Here is a 14,145-nt window from a genome sequence, read left to right as displayed (position 1 = left end):
CGGAATCATCTCATCGCTTCATAAGCAGGTTTTTTATTAAATTGTCCGTTTTATAGGGTTCGGTTCAGCCTTTTCCTATGTATCGGAAGCCATGCTTCCACTCATCACAGGAACGCGCTCACTCATGGGGCCTATGATTCCACTCACCCTGGCAACGCGCTCACTCACGGACTCTATGATTCCACTCGTCGGCAACGCCACGGATTGTGAGCAATGAACTCCATCAGTCGAAGAAATCCGCTCGCTTACCGCGGGCGTCGCCTCAGACTCCTCGAGCTCCGCTCTGCGGGGTCTTCACCTGACGCTTTTCCCTCCCGTCTCGCAGATTTCTTCTCCTTCTGCGTGAAATGACGCAGGGAAGTGACCACGATCACTCCATGATTCCACTCACCCCGTCAACGCGCTCACTCACAGGGCCTATGATTCCACTCATCTCGTCAACGCGCTCACTCACGGCCTCTATGATTCCACTCACCCCAGGCAAAGCACTCTCTCACACCCCTAACCACTCGCCCCGAATCACTCGTCATCCCTGCGCCGCTTGGTCCACATCATGATGCCCGCGCCGGTGATGCCGAGGATCACGATGATGACGACCATCTTCCACCGGAATGCGAGGGCGGGGAAGACGAGGTTCATCATGAAGATCACGGCGATGAAGAAAATCGCCGCGACCGGGACGAGTCTGCTGTTTTGGTTCATTCAAATCCACCTGCTTTCCGTCCGATCGATCGCTCAGTCAACACTCACTCCACAAATCCACCCAAGCCGCTGTGCGGCGGGCGGTGCGGCTCCATCCGCCGTCCCGCCGTCCGCCTCTCTTCTTATTCTACCAGTCCATTCTGATAAGCGTACACTGCGGCCTGGGTGCGGTCGTCGACTTCCAGTTTCGAGAGGAGGTTTGACACGTGCGTCTTGACGGTTTTCAGCGCGATGAACAGCTCGTCGGCGATGTCCTGGTTCGTCTTGCCCTTCGCAATCAGAAGAAGGATTTCCATCTCGCGGGCGGTCAGGTCCTCATGGGGCAGCCGCTCGACGCCGCGCATCCGCTGCATCATCTTCGTCGTCACTTCCGGCTCGAGCACCGTCTGCCCGCCGAGTGTGTCCCGGATGGCGTCGGCGATGCGCTGGGCCTTCGATGTTTTCAGGATATAGCTCACCGCGCCGGCCTCGAGCGCCGGGTACACTTTGTCGTCGTCGAGGAAGCTCGTCACGACCATGATTTTCGCCTCGGGCCACTCGCGGATAATCGCGGCGGTCGCCTCGGCGCCGTTCAACTCGGGCATGACCATGTCCATCAGGATAATGTCGGGCCGCAGTTCCAGCGCGAGCTTCACCGCCTCGCAACCGTCCGCCGCCTCGCCGACAACCTCCATGTCCGGCTGCAGCTGCAAAAACGCCGCCACTCCGATGCGCACCATTTCATGATCATCCGCCAGCATCACCCGGATCATCGCGACCCCTCCGTTTCCTCTTGTTCTGGTTGAAGAAGTGCCGTGCCGTCCGCGCCGCCGGACGGATCGCCCGCTTCGGCGGACTGCGCCCCGCCTTCTCCGTCAGAAGAAGGGAGAGCGGGGACTTTCACTTCGACGATCGTTCCCTGTGAAGGAACGGAGACAATTTTGCACGTGCCGCCGATTTCGATGGCCCGCTCGCGCACATTGCGCAAGCCGTAAGAGCCGGCTTTGCCTCCGCCGTCCCGGAAGCCGACGCCGTTGTCCTGCACCCGGAAAATCGCGAGGCCGTCCCGTTCGACGAACAGCACGTCGAGCTCGGTCGCCTTTGCGTGGCGGAGCGCATTCGACAGCGTTTCCTGGGCGATCCGGAACAGATGGTCTTCCGCGCCTTTGGACAGCGGGACGTCTTCGATGCGCCCGCGGATTTCAAAGTGGACTTTTTCGTCCAGTTCCCGCAGCAGCATGCGCAGACCGTCCGACAGTGTTTTGTCGTTGAGTGCGGCCGGGCGCAGATGAAGGAGGAGCGCCCGCATTTCGACCTGCGCCTGCTGGACGGTGTGTTCCACCTGCATCAGCACTTTGCTCGGTTCGCCGCGCTCCAACCGTTCTTTTTCCGCCATTGCCGACAGCAGCATCGACGCGGCGAACAGCTGCTGGGAGACGGAATCGTGCAGTTCGCGGGCGAGCCGCTGGCGTTCCTGCACGAGCCGCTCCTGCACAAGCTCTTCCTGGGTTTCCGCCCGTTCGTCGGAAATCTGCTTCAGCCGTTCGCGCTGGGTGCCGATGAGCGATTCCACTTCGGCCAGCACCCGCTCGGTTTTATCGGGAAGGGGAGCGGTTTCGTCCGTTTCCGCACTGCCGCCCGCAAGCACGGCAAGCCGGTGCTCGACGGATTTGCCTGCCGATCGGACAAGCAGGGCCGACCAGGCGGACAAACACCAGCCGAGCGCCACGGCCCCCGCCAGGATCCAGACCGCCGGCGGCATGTCGTATCGCTCGTCTTCAATGAGCGGCATCCACGTTTCTTCCGCCGGGACGCCGAGCAGGAGAAACAGGATTCCGAATGAAACGGAGAGGAACAGGAGCGACAGGAGCACGCCGCGTGTGATGAATGCCTTCATTTGCGCGACACCTCCACGTCCCCGAACCAGGTGGCGACCGTGATGATCAGCTCCGAAGCCGGCCGGTCTTCTTCTCCGTAGCCGTCTTTCATATGAAGCTGCTCATTCACGAGCCGGCTGCGGTGCCGGTTGAACAGCCGCGAATCGCCGAGCAGCGTCGTATAATGCACGCGCACCGGAATTTCATACGGCACGTCGATCCGGATTTTCCCGATTCCCTGCCGGATGGATATGAACGACGTGCCCTTCGGGAGCACCGTCTCCGTCACATCCACATGCAGGTCGCCGAACAGCCCCTGGATGTGGATGTCTTCCCATTCGTATGCCGAAAACGGCGTCGACTGAACGGAAAACAGCCGGTTGCGCAGGATGCCGTTCGGCGTTTCTTTGCGCATTTCCCGGAGCGGCCGGGTGATTTCTTCTGACGGCACGCCCTTCCACAGCTGCATGAAGATAAAAGCGAGGACGCCGAACACGAACAGGCGCAGCGTCCAGAGCGACAGCAGCGCAACGGCGAGGAAAAACACCCCGGTCCAGAGCAGCCACTTATGCCGCTGCCGGAGCCCGTAGTAAATGAACCCGGCACCGAGCAGCACGAACACGATGCTGCCGTTATGCGAAAAAGCGGCTTCTGCGAATACGAGCAGCAAAAAGCCGATGAGGATGAGTCTAAGCTGGTCCGTCGTCAACCGGTTCATCGGTGTCTCCTCCTTTCGGGGTGGGGGTTACTTCAACAGATGAATCATTTTTCCATGAAAGAAAGGAAGGCGGGTCGCCGCCCCCTTCCTCCAGTGTACAAAATCCCGCGGCGGATGTCGCCGTCAGACGGATTTCGATTCACATTCTTCAATGATTGTCAGTGCGTCGAGCCGGCGCTCCATCGATGAGCGATCGGCTTCCGGCTGTGCCGGCTTCGGGCCGGCGCCGAGGTTCTCGATGTAGTCGCGCATTTCGCTGTAGGATGCAACCGATCCGTTGTTTTCCGGCTCGATGAACGAATCCATGCGGCGGTGCGCGCGTGTCGCGTTTTCCTTGCCCATGAGCTGGAGCTGTCGCACTTTCATGTCTTTCACTTTGTGCTTCATTTCCTCGAACTTCCGCTCCAGCGCGATCAGTTCGCCCTCGGTCTCCAGAATCGATCCTTCGAGCTCGGCAACGCGGCTGCCGTATGCCCGCACTTCATCACGGGCGAATGCGGCGAGATCCTCCTCGCCGGCCTTCTCCGCCAATTCCAGCTGAGCGCGGCGCTTGTCGAGCATCGCGGCGGCTTCCGCGCGCTCCTTGTCCAGCTCCGCTTTCAGCTTCGCCTGGCGCTCGAGCAGCCGTCCGGTTGAGTCGGTCTGCTTTTCCGCGGCGCGGATATATTCATTGAGCAGCGCAATCGGATTGTGCTGTTCTTTTTTGTCGAGCAGATCGTGCAGGTCGGCCTGCACGGAGTATTTGATCCGGTTCCACAATGTGTTCATCTGTGAGTCCTCCTTTGGTTTTTCCGGCGGGATGGGGCCGTAAGGGCAAAGCGTCCCGGCGGCGTTTATTTCGTCAGTTTGCTCCATTCGCGTTCGAAGTTGTCGAACGGATCGTTTGATGCGTCGATGATGTTCGAGTCGCGGTTGTTCCATTTATGGTAGACATACCAGAGGGCTGCGAGGGCGAGCAGGCCGACGAACGCCGGGATGTTGCCGATCGCGGTGAGTGCGCCGATCACGCCGACCGCCGCCCAGCAGAACCGGCCGAACCCGGACTCGGTGCGGTGGTAGAAATGCCACCCCGCGTACATGATGGCGGCCGAGATGACGAGCCCGATGATCGCGCCGAGATTCGCCAGCGCCGTGATCCCGGCGACGATTCCGATTGAGACAAGCAAAAATTTCTTCATTTGTTTCCGCCTCCTTTCGTTGTATCTCCATTGTAGGATGGCGGCCGGTCAAACCGAACGGCCGGCAAGCCGATTTCCGTCTAGGTCCGGAGGCTGATTTTCGCCGGGTCCGGAGGCGGTGTGGCGGCGAATGTTAAGCAACGTGCTCTGAATGTTAAGCAAAGCCCGCCGAACGTTAAGCAAAGTGCTCCGAATGTTAAGCAACGTCCGCCGAATGTGAAGCAAGCAAACCCGCGCCTGCCGGCAAGCCGTTCCGTCCGCCCGTCTCCCGGACTTTCTTCCCAAACGTTATGGACGCTGGCAGCGTTTTCATGCTACGATATTTAATAGAATAGTCTTGTAATTATGAATAAAGAGGGGGAGTCGGAATGCGGGAAACCGTCATTGTGGAAGGAGTCCGGACAGCAGTCGGCCGGCGCAAGGGGGCCTTGTCGGCTACGAGGCCGGATGAGCTCGCGGCAGCGGTTCTTGAAGGGCTGGTCGAGCGCGCGGGGATCAAAAAGGAGCAAGTGGAGGATGTCATCCTCGGCTGCGTGACGCAGTCGGGCGAGCAGGCGGGCAATATTGCGCGGACTTCGGTGCTCATCGCCGGTTTTCCGGTGGACGTGCCGGGCGTGACGATCGACCGCCAGTGCGGTTCAAGCCAGCAGGCGGTGCATTTTGCGTCACAGGCGATTGCGTCGGGCGACATGGACATCGTGATCGCGGGCGGCGTCGAAAGCATGACGCGGGAGCCGATGTTTTCGAATGCCGGCGGGAAAAAGCCGAGCGAACAGCTCACGTCCAAGCATGAAATCATCAACCAGGGGCTGTCCGCCGAGCGGATCGCTGAAAAGTGGGGCTTCACCCGCGGGCAGCTTGATGAATATAGCGCGAACAGCCATGACCGGGCCTTTGCGGCAATCCGGGAAGGCCGCTTCCAAAACGAAATCCTCCCCGTGGAAGTGACCGGGGAAGACGGGGAATCGTTCGTGTTCGATACCGATGAAGGCCCGCGCGAAGGCTCGACGCCGGACGTGCTCGGCGGACTGAAAACCGTGTTCAAGGAAGGCGGCGTCATCACGGCGGGCAACGCAAGCCAGATGAGCGACGGCGCTTCGGCGGTCCTCATCATGTCGCGCGAAAAAGCGGATGAGCTCGGCCTGAAGCCGAAGGTCCGCATCGTCGCCCGCGCGGTAGTCGGCTCGGATCCGACGCTCATGCTGACCGGCCCGATCGCCGCCACGCACAAAGTGCTCGAGAAAGCCGGCCTGAAGATCGGCGACATGGACACTTACGAAGTGAACGAAGCGTTCGCCCCCGTGCCGCTTGCCTGGCTTGCGGAAACCGGCGCAGATCCGGAAAAGCTCAACGTCGACGGAGGGGCCATCGCACTCGGCCACCCGCTCGGCGCGACCGGCACGAAGCTTCTCGTCACGCTCATGAACCGCCTCGAGCGCACCGGCGGCCGCTACGGACTCCTCGCCATCTGCGAAGGAATGGGCATGGCGAACGCCACGATCATCGAGCGGGTGGAATAAACGCAGTTTTTTTACATGGACAGGAACGAATGAGCATTCACTCACCAAAATAGACTGTTGACCAGGGGGAATCGTCATGGACATGAACCAAGTGAAAGCAATCATCACCGGGGGGGCTTCCGGACTCGGCGAAGCCACCGCCCGCCGCGTCGCCGCATCCGGCGGCAAGGTGGCCATCTTTGATTTGAATGAAGAAAAAGGGCTTGCGCTCGCGGAAGAGCTCGGCGAGGAGACGGCGTTCTTCTTGAAAACCGACGTTTCCAGCGAAGAAGGCGTGCAGCGGAATGTCGCCGCGGCAAAAGACGCGATGGGCGGCTTGAACGCGGTCGTCAACTGCGCGGGCATCGGGACGCCCGGCAAGCTGCTCGGACGGAAAGGCCCGCTTGCCCTGGAAACGTTTGAACAGGTGATCCGGATCAATCTGATCGGCACGTTCAACGTCATCCGGCTTGCCGCGGACGCGATGACGGACAATGAGCCGGGCGAGGACGGAGAGCGCGGCGTCATCATCAACACCGCCTCCGTCGCCGCGTTCGAAGGTCAGATCGGCCAGGTCGCCTACAGTGCATCAAAAGGCGGTGTCGCTGCCATGACGCTTCCGATCGCCCGGGAACTCGCGAGTTATGGCATCCGGGTCATGACGATCGCACCGGGACTGATCGACACGCCGATGTTCGACGGACTGCCGGACGGCGCCCGTGAATCTCTCGAGCAGATGGTCCCGTTTCCGAAGCGGCTCGGCCGGCCGGAAGAATACGCCAAGCTCGCCGAATCGATCATCACGAACCCGATGCTCAACGGCGAAACCATCCGCCTCGACGGCGCCATCCGCATGCAGCCGAAGTGAGCAGGGGAGACGGCGGGACTTGAACCCGTTCAGGTTTCGCAGCGGTGAGTGAAAGAACTCCACGAAATCTTGGAGGAAGGATCAACTTGCGCCACTCGAGGCCGAACTTGCGCCACTCGGAGCCAAACTCGCGCCACTCGAGAGCCAACTTACGCCACTCATTATAAAAACGCATTGCCCATAAACAATCTGAATCTCATCTATCACTAAAGGGGGAGTGACACCATGGCACGATACCGCTGGGAAACGGCCGAGCATGAACTGTTCCGGGAGTCGCTCAGGAAGTTCATGGAGAAGGAAGCAGAACCGCATTACGAGGAATGGGAGAAAAACCGGCTCATCCCCAAATCATTCTGGAAGCAGCTCGGCGAACTTGGCTTCCTCTGCCCGCAGGTGGACGAAGCGTACGGCGGGCTCGGGCTGGATTTCAGCTACGGGGTGATCATCGGGGAGGAGCTGGAGCGGGTAGGCGCCGGGCTGACGGGCGTCGGCCTCCACAATGACATCGTCGTGCCGTACATCGAAGCGTACGGCTCGCCTGCTCAAAAGCAGCAGTTCCTGCCCGGATGCGTGACCGGCGACCGGATCACGGCCATCGCCATGACCGAGCCGGGCACCGGTTCCGATCTCGCGAACATCCGGACGACCGCCATCCGCGACGGGGACCATTACATCGTGAACGGCCAGAAAACGTTCATCACGAACGGGATCAACGGAAACCTCATGCTCGTCGCCGTCAAAACCGATCCGCAGGCCGAGCCGAAGCACCGCGGGGTCAGCCTGCTGCTCATCGAGGAAGGTACGCCCGGATTCACGAAAGGCCGCAAGCTCGACAAGGTCGGCATGCACTCTCAGGACACGGCCGAACTGTACTTTGAAGACTGCCGCGTTCCGGCGGAAAACCTGCTCGGCGAAGAAGGCAGGGGCTTCCATTACATGATGGAGAAACTCCAGCAGGAACGCCTTGTCGTCGCGCTCGCCGCACAGACCGCGCTTGAGGACATGCTCGAACTCACCGTCGACTACGTGAAATCCCGCGAAGCGTTCGGGCGCCCGGTCGCCGCTTTCCAGAACACCCAGTTCAAGCTTGCGGACATCGCAACGGAAGCGGAGCTCGGCAAGGCATTCCTCGAATCGCTCATCGCCGATCACCTCGAGGGCAAAGACATCGTCACGAAAGTCTCGATGGCGAAATCGTGGATCACCGAAACCGCCAAGCGCGCAGCCGCCGACTGCATGCAGCTCCACGGCGGCTACGGCTACATGGAAGAATACAAAATCGCCCGGCGCTACCGCGACATCCCGGTCATGTCGATCTATGCCGGCACGAACGAGATCATGAAAACGATCATTGCGAAAAACATGGGGCTGACCGGACAATGAGGGAAATTAAAGAAGCGGGCCGGGCACCCCGGCTGAGTCCGGCCGCCGGCAAATTCCTTGAGGGAATCCGGATTCTGGATCTCACTTATTACCTCCCGGGCCCGCATGCCGCTTGGCGCCTCGCCGAAATGGGCGCCGCGGTGACGAAGGTCGAACCGCCGGGAGGGGAGCCCGGCAAGACGCTCGGCGGCGGCATCGTCCATCAAGCAAACAACGGCGGCAAGAACATCATCGAACTGGACTTGAAGGGGGACGAGGGCAGGACCGCCATACAGCAGCTGATCCGGGACGCCGACGTCCTCATCGAGTCGTTCCGGCCCGGCACGCTCGACCGTCTCGGATTCGGGGAGAGGGAGCTGGACGCGCTGAATCCGGGATTGATTTATTGCTCGATGACCGGCTACGGCCAGGAAGGTTCCTACGCCCGCGCCGGCAGCCATGATTTGAACTATCTTGCGCTTTCCGGCGTCCTGTCGCAGCTGCTCGATGCAAACGGCCGTCCGGTTCATCCGCTGAACACGATCGCCGACTTTGCCGGTGCGCTGGCCGTTTCCGAAGCGGTCTGCGCCGCGCTCGTCCGGAAAATGACAACCGGCGAAGGCGCGCGGCTGGATGTGTCGATCACCGACGTGCTCGCCGGCTGGCAGGGCGTCCACCTTGCCTACGAATCGGCCGGCCTCTCGGACACCGGCATCCCCGGCATCGACGGCAGCCTCGCCCGGTACGGCATTTATGAAACGGCGGACGGCCGTCACGTCGTGCTCGCGGCGCTGGAAGAGAAATTCTGGCACGCCTTCTGCGACCATGCGGGACAAGCCGGATGGAAAGGAGGCGATGAACGACGGGGTGGCCCGGTGCACCGCGAAGTCGGCGATTACTTCCGGAGCCGCCCGCACGAGCACTGGCTGGACGTCTCGCTCCAAACCGATTTCTGCCTCACCCCCGTGCTGCGCCCCGGCGAACTGGACCGCCATCCGCACTGGCGCGGCAGAAACCCGCAAGCCTGAGGGCCGGCGAGTGTCTTGCCTGTCGCGATCGGCGTTTTCCGGGATACCGTCAACGTTTCGCGGGATACCGTCAACGTTTTCCGGGATACAATCAACATTTCGCGGGATACCGTCAACGTTTTCCGGGATACAATCAACGTTTTCCGGGATACCGTCAACGCTTCGCCGGATACAGTCAACGCATTCACGGGTCATTCCACCAACAAAGGAGAGGGATTCAGATGATGGATACACCGCTGCTTTTGAACATGTTCGTCGACCGCGCGGAGCGGTTTTTCCCCGACAAGGAAATCGTGTCAAAGACCCGGACGAAAACGCACCGGATTCCGTACCGCGAATTTGCAAAGCGCAGCCGCAAGCTCGCGGACCTGCTGACGAAGCTCGGCATGGAACGGGGCACGAAAGTCGGCTCATTCGCCTGGAACACCCACCGCCACCTGGAGGCGTATTTCGGCGTGCCTTGTGCCGGCGCAATCCTTCATATGATCAACATCCGCCTGTCGCCCGAGCATATCGCCTACGTCATCAACCATGCCGAGGATGAAATCCTGCTTGTCGACGACGACCTGTTCCCGCTCATCGAAAAGCTCGCTCCGCAGCTGCCGACGGTGAAGCACATCATCGTCATGGGCGACACGACCGACATCCCGGACACCCGGCTTGAAAACGTCCACTCGTACGAAGCCCTCATGGAAGAAGCATCCGACGCGTTCGAATTCCCGGACGACCTCGATGAAAACACGCCGGCCGGCATGTGCTATACGAGTGCGACGACGGGCAATCCGAAGGGTGTCGTGTATACGCACCGGGGGCTCGTGCTCCACAGCTACGCGCTCGGGCTCGCGGACGGGATGGGGCTGTGCGAGCGGGACACCGCGCTGTCGGTCGTGCCGATGTTCCATGCGAATGCATGGGGCGTGCCGTTCGCCGGCGTGTTCTTCGGAACGAAGCAGGTGCTCCCGGGGCCGGGCGGGTTCAACCCCGAAGTGCTCCTTGACCTCATCGAAGAAGAAAAAGTGACCCTCACATGCGGCGTGCCGACAATCTGGCTCGGCGTCCTGAAGGCGCTGGAAAAACAGCCGCGCGACCTGAGCTCGCTACGCGCGATCGTCTGCGGCGGTTCTGCTTCGCCGAAAGGGCTTATCCGCACATTCGAAGAGAAATACGGCGTCCCGTTCATCGTCGGCTACGGCATGACCGAAACGTCGCCGCTCGTCAGCCTGTCGAATTACACGTCCGAAATGGCCGAAAAGTCGATGGACGAGAAGATCGACGCGCGGGCCACGCAGGGCATGACAATCCCGGGCATCGATACACGGGTCGTCAATGAAGACGGGGAAGTGCCATGGGACGGACAGACGATGGGCGAACTGACGGTGCGAGGACCGTGGATTGCAGATGAATACTATAAAGACGAGCGCACGGCGGATGCCTTCCGCGACGGCTGGCTCTACACCGGCGACATCGCCGTCATGACCCCCGAGGGCTACATCAAGATCACCGACCGGACGAAGGACCTGATCAAATCCGGCGGCGAATGGATCTCATCGGTGGACCTGGAGAACGCGCTCATGACCCACCCGGACGTGTTCGAAGCCGCCGTCATCGCCACTCCGCACGAAAAGTGGCAGGAGCGGCCGCTCGCCTGCGTCGTCCTCAAAGACGGCATCGAACGGACCAACGAAAAAAAGCAGGAGCTGCTTGACTACCTGGAAAGCCAGTTCGCCAAATGGTGGGTCCCGGACGCCGTCGCCTTCATTGACGAAGTCCCGAAAACGTCCGTCGGCAAATTCCTCAAGGCAAAGCTGAGGGAGCAGATGGGACAGACGGTGTGAAGCCCAACTTGAATACGGTATAAAACCGGGCCGATGCCCGGTTTTTGCTTTTTCCGGTTTGGAGACCGTCGACTTGCACAGAAGCCGCCCATTTCCATTCACTCTCTCTTAAGAAAAAGAAAAACCCTTCCGGAAATGAAATCCATTCAGTTATTCAGTGGAGTGATTTTTTATGTATTTTCTTTTAATTTCGTATTGACCGTCATCCTTTAGTGGAGTAAATTAATAGATACTCGCAAGGCCGCAAAGGTCGCGTCAGGTCCACTAAAGGAGTGATAGACCGTGTCCATCGCTACAGAAAGTTCTGCAAAGAAAAAAAGGTTCAAGTTCGAAGTTCCCCATCCGTTTGCTATTTTGTTCGGCGTCATTCTCCTCACGGCGCTGACCACTTATCTCGTCCCGGCCGGTGAGTATGACCGGACGACAAATGCAGAAGGCCAGACCCTCATCGTGGATGGCTCCTATCATCAAATTGCGTCCAATCCTGCCGGCTTCATGGATATTTTCAACGCCATTCATGGCGGTTTGTCCGCAGCTGCCGGAATCGTTTTCTTCATCTTCATCGTCGGCGGTGCGTTCAACGTATTCAAGGAGACGAAGGCGATTGAAGGGGCGTTCGGCTCCGTCTCCGGGAAACTGCAGGGCCGGGAAATGCTCATGATCCCGATCTTCATGATGTTCTTCGCTATCGGCGGCGCCACGATCGGCATGTTCGAAGAAGCGCTGCCGTTCATCCTGATCCTCGTGCCGCTTGCGATCATGATGGGCTTTGATTCCATGACCGGCGCAGCGGTCGTCATTGTCGGTGTTGCGACCGGCTTCACCGCCGCATTCATGAACCCCTTCACGGTCGGCGTCGCGCAGGGCATCGCCGAGCTTCCGACTTTCTCGGGAATGGTTCCCCGTATTTTCTTCTGGCTGGCCTATGTGGTCGTCTCGATTCTCTTTGTCATGAGGTACGCCGCGAAAGTGAAGAAAAACCCGGAGACGAGCATCACGTTCGAAGAAGATAAACAACGAAACATCGATTCGGTGTCCGTGCTGGATATGCGGTTGACGCGCAGACAGGGCATCACACTGCTGATCCTGCTCGGGACATTCATCACACTGGCGTATGGCGTGATTGAGTACCACTGGTATATCCAGGAAATCTCTGCGCTGTTCGTCATCATGGCGATTCTGATCGGCCTCGTCAACAAAATGGGTGTCAACGGAACGACCATGGCATTTGTCCGGGGCTGCCAGGAACTGCTTGTCGGGGCACTCGTCGTCGGCTTTGCCTACGGTGCGGTCGTCCTTCTGGAAAACAGCAATACGATCGATACGATTCTCTACGGCATTTCGGGCCTCGTTTCGGGTCTGCCGGCGGTACTTGCGGCCGGGGCGATGTTCGTCGTCCAGGCGTTCATGAACATCATCGTTTCGTCCGGCAGCGGGCAGGCGGCGCTTACGATGCCGCTCATGACGCCGCTTTCCGACTTGATCGGCGTCAGCCGGCAGACCGCCGTCCTCGCTTTCCAGATGGGCGACGGCATCACGAACATCTTCTCGCCGACGAGCGGCCTGCTTTTTGCGGCGCTCGCAATGGGCGGCATTTCCATTACAAAGTGGTTCAGATGGATGGCTCCGCTGTTCGTCATCCAATTCATCATGGCGATCCTGTTCGTCACGATTGCACATCTGTTCGTCTGGCCGGCCTGATTCGGCGCAGGATCACTTTTAAGCAGGGGGTATTCAAATGACGGGACAACTGTATGACCGATATGAAGAACTTCAAGAGGAACTCGTCGCCATCCGCCGCGACCTCCACATGCATCCGGAAGTGGGGCATACCGAGGAGCGGACGCCGGCCTTCATCGCAGATTATCTCCGCAAGCTCGGCATCGGCGTGCGCACCGGCGTCGGCGGCCGGGGAGTCGTCGGGACACTGAAGGGCGGCAAGCCGGGCAGGACGATCGCCCTGCGTGCGGACTTTGACGCACTTCCGATCCAGGACGAAAAAGACGTTCCGTACAAGTCGGCCGTTCCGGGCGTCATGCATGCCTGCGGTCACGACCTGCACACCGCCACGCTGCTCGGCGTCGCGAAAGTCCTGTCGGAAGTCCGCGAAGACATCCCCGGCACCGTCGTCTTCATTCACCAGCACGCGGAAGAAGTCACGCCGGGCGGAGCGGAAGCGATGATCAGGGACGGCTGCCTGGACGGCGTCGACACGATCATCGGCGCCCATGTCATGTCGCACGAACCGTTCGGCGGCGTCTACACCATGGAAGGCTACTCCTCCTCCGCGCAGGACGACTTCGAGATTACCATCCACGGCAAAGGCGGCCATGCTTCCTCGCCGCACACGACGATCGATCCGCTCGTCACCGGCAGCCAGCTTGTTGTGCACTTCCAGCAGATCATCAGCCGCCGTGTGAATCCGATGCACTCGGGCGTCCTGACGATCGGTTCGTTCCAGAGCGGCGAAGCAACGAACGTCATTCCTGACAAAGCCGTGCTCAAAGGCACCGTGCGCACATATGCACCGGAAGCGCGCGACCTCATCGAAGAAGCGATGGAGCGGCTCACGCGCACGACATGCGAAGGCAACGGCGCGGACTATGAATTTAAATACGTCCGTGACTGTCCGTCGATCTACAATGATGCCGGCGAAACCGCCCGCGTCGCAAAAGTCGCCGCCGCAATTTTCGGCGAAGACGAAGTGCATGAAGGCGAGCCGATGAGCGGCAGCGAAGACTTCGCCTACTACACCCAGCACGTGAAAGGCACTTACTTCACGGTCGGCGGCGGCAACCCCGACATCGGCGCCGAGTATCCGCATCACCACCCGAAGTTTGACGTCGACGAACGCTCGATGCAATACATCGGGAAAACGTTTATCGGCACCGTGTTCGATTTCCTCGGGGAAGCGGAAAAATCCGCGGAGTCGGCAGCGGAAATCAACGTGTGAACATCCGGTTCCGGGGGAATCGTTCGACTCGGGGCGTGAATCGTTCGACTCGGCGACAGAATCGTTCGACTCGAGGCGGAAATCGTTCGACTCGCAACATCCAGCACGAGAAAGCCGGCGGAGAACAGGTCAGTCCTGTTCTCCGC

At 59.9% G+C, this 14,145-nt stretch carries 13 protein-coding genes; 7 read left to right on the top strand and 6 right to left on the bottom strand.

Features of this window, described 5'->3' with window-relative positions; translation table 11 throughout:
- Positions 1-519: 519 nt before the first annotated feature.
- From ACFFIY_RS00395 to ACFFIY_RS00370, 6 genes are all read right to left on the bottom strand, one after another.
- The gene (locus ACFFIY_RS00395) at positions 520-702 is read right to left on the bottom strand and encodes a hypothetical protein (RefSeq protein ID WP_354198800.1); all 183 of its coding nucleotides are present in this window, start codon (positions 700-702) and stop codon (positions 520-522) included.
- A 122-nt stretch (positions 703-824) separates the two neighbouring features.
- Positions 825-1,454: a response regulator gene (locus ACFFIY_RS00390; RefSeq protein WP_354198798.1), complete on the bottom strand. Its 630-nt coding sequence runs from the start codon at positions 1,452-1,454 to the stop codon at positions 825-827.
- Entirely contained in the window at positions 1,451-2,578 is a 1,128-nt protein-coding gene (locus tag ACFFIY_RS00385) for a sensor histidine kinase (RefSeq protein ID WP_354198796.1), read from the bottom strand. Before ACFFIY_RS00385 ends, ACFFIY_RS00390 begins: the two co-directional genes overlap by 4 nt.
- Positions 2,575-3,276, bottom strand: coding sequence for a cell wall-active antibiotics response protein LiaF (gene liaF / locus ACFFIY_RS00380; RefSeq protein WP_354198794.1), 702 nt, complete (start codon positions 3,274-3,276; stop codon positions 2,575-2,577). The genes ACFFIY_RS00385 and liaF overlap by 4 nt, the downstream gene beginning before the upstream one ends.
- Positions 3,277-3,399: 123 nt before the next feature.
- On the bottom strand, positions 3,400-4,044 hold the full coding sequence (locus tag ACFFIY_RS00375; protein ID WP_354198792.1) for a PspA/IM30 family protein: 645 nt from the start codon (positions 4,042-4,044) through the stop codon (positions 3,400-3,402).
- 65 nt (positions 4,045-4,109) lie between these two features.
- Positions 4,110-4,454 carry a lmo0954 family membrane protein gene (locus tag ACFFIY_RS00370; RefSeq protein ID WP_354198790.1) on the bottom strand — a complete coding sequence of 115 codons (345 nt, stop codon included), beginning with the start codon at positions 4,452-4,454 and terminating at the stop codon, positions 4,110-4,112.
- A gap of 368 nt (positions 4,455-4,822) precedes the next feature.
- Here ACFFIY_RS00370 and ACFFIY_RS00365 point away from each other — a divergent pair, with 368 nt between their 5' ends.
- The 7 genes from ACFFIY_RS00365 (at position 4,823) to ACFFIY_RS00335 (ending at position 13,999) form a co-directional block, all read left to right on the top strand.
- Positions 4,823-5,974 carry a thiolase family protein gene (locus ACFFIY_RS00365; RefSeq protein ID WP_354198788.1) on the top strand — a complete coding sequence of 384 codons (1,152 nt, stop codon included), beginning with the start codon at positions 4,823-4,825 and terminating at the stop codon, positions 5,972-5,974.
- Positions 5,975-6,050: 76 nt separating this feature from the next.
- Positions 6,051-6,821, top strand: coding sequence for a 3-hydroxyacyl-CoA dehydrogenase (locus ACFFIY_RS00360; protein WP_354198786.1), 771 nt, complete (start codon positions 6,051-6,053; stop codon positions 6,819-6,821).
- Between the two features lie 225 nt (positions 6,822-7,046).
- On the top strand, positions 7,047-8,204 hold the full coding sequence (locus ACFFIY_RS00355; protein WP_354198784.1) for an acyl-CoA dehydrogenase family protein: 1,158 nt from the start codon (positions 7,047-7,049) through the stop codon (positions 8,202-8,204).
- A complete protein-coding gene (locus ACFFIY_RS00350; protein ID WP_354198782.1) occupies positions 8,201-9,211 on the top strand; it encodes a CaiB/BaiF CoA transferase family protein in 1,011 nt (336 codons plus the stop codon). The genes ACFFIY_RS00355 and ACFFIY_RS00350 overlap by 4 nt, the downstream gene beginning before the upstream one ends.
- Before the next feature lie 221 nt (positions 9,212-9,432).
- Entirely contained in the window at positions 9,433-11,046 is a 1,614-nt protein-coding gene (locus ACFFIY_RS00345) for a long-chain fatty acid--CoA ligase (protein WP_354198780.1), read from the top strand.
- 282 nt (positions 11,047-11,328) lie between these two features.
- Positions 11,329-12,747 carry a YfcC family protein gene (locus tag ACFFIY_RS00340; protein WP_354198778.1) on the top strand — a complete coding sequence of 473 codons (1,419 nt, stop codon included), beginning with the start codon at positions 11,329-11,331 and terminating at the stop codon, positions 12,745-12,747.
- Positions 12,748-12,784: 37 nt separating this feature from the next.
- Entirely contained in the window at positions 12,785-13,999 is a 1,215-nt protein-coding gene (locus tag ACFFIY_RS00335) for a M20 metallopeptidase family protein (RefSeq protein ID WP_354198776.1), read from the top strand.
- Positions 14,000-14,145: the final 146 nt, after the last annotated feature.

The sequence above is a fragment of the Bhargavaea ullalensis genome (assembly GCF_042432615.1).
In the GTDB taxonomy this organism is placed as follows: Bacteria; Bacillota; Bacilli; order Bacillales_A; family Planococcaceae; genus Bhargavaea; species Bhargavaea ullalensis.
The sequence above is the reverse complement of the archived record's forward strand: the minus strand, read 5'-3'. Positions and strand labels throughout refer to the sequence as shown.

Coding starts and splice junctions, on each gene's coding strand:
- ACFFIY_RS00395 (WP_354198800.1), bottom strand. CDS start 702: ATGAACCAAAACAGCAGACTCGTCCCGGTCGCGGCGATTTTCTTCATC.
- ACFFIY_RS00390 (WP_354198798.1), bottom strand. CDS start 1,454: ATGATCCGGGTGATGCTGGCGGATGATCATGAAATGGTGCGCATCGGA.
- ACFFIY_RS00385 (WP_354198796.1), bottom strand. CDS start 2,578: ATGAAGGCATTCATCACACGCGGCGTGCTCCTGTCGCTCCTGTTCCTC.
- liaF (WP_354198794.1), bottom strand. CDS start 3,276: ATGAACCGGTTGACGACGGACCAGCTTAGACTCATCCTCATCGGCTTT.
- ACFFIY_RS00375 (WP_354198792.1), bottom strand. CDS start 4,044: ATGAACACATTGTGGAACCGGATCAAATACTCCGTGCAGGCCGACCTG.
- ACFFIY_RS00370 (WP_354198790.1), bottom strand. CDS start 4,454: ATGAAGAAATTTTTGCTTGTCTCAATCGGAATCGTCGCCGGGATCACG.
- ACFFIY_RS00365 (WP_354198788.1), top strand. CDS start 4,823: ATGCGGGAAACCGTCATTGTGGAAGGAGTCCGGACAGCAGTCGGCCGG.
- ACFFIY_RS00360 (WP_354198786.1), top strand. CDS start 6,051: ATGGACATGAACCAAGTGAAAGCAATCATCACCGGGGGGGCTTCCGGA.
- ACFFIY_RS00355 (WP_354198784.1), top strand. CDS start 7,047: ATGGCACGATACCGCTGGGAAACGGCCGAGCATGAACTGTTCCGGGAG.
- ACFFIY_RS00350 (WP_354198782.1), top strand. CDS start 8,201: ATGAGGGAAATTAAAGAAGCGGGCCGGGCACCCCGGCTGAGTCCGGCC.
- ACFFIY_RS00345 (WP_354198780.1), top strand. CDS start 9,433: ATGATGGATACACCGCTGCTTTTGAACATGTTCGTCGACCGCGCGGAG.
- ACFFIY_RS00335 (WP_354198776.1), top strand. CDS start 12,785: ATGACGGGACAACTGTATGACCGATATGAAGAACTTCAAGAGGAACTC.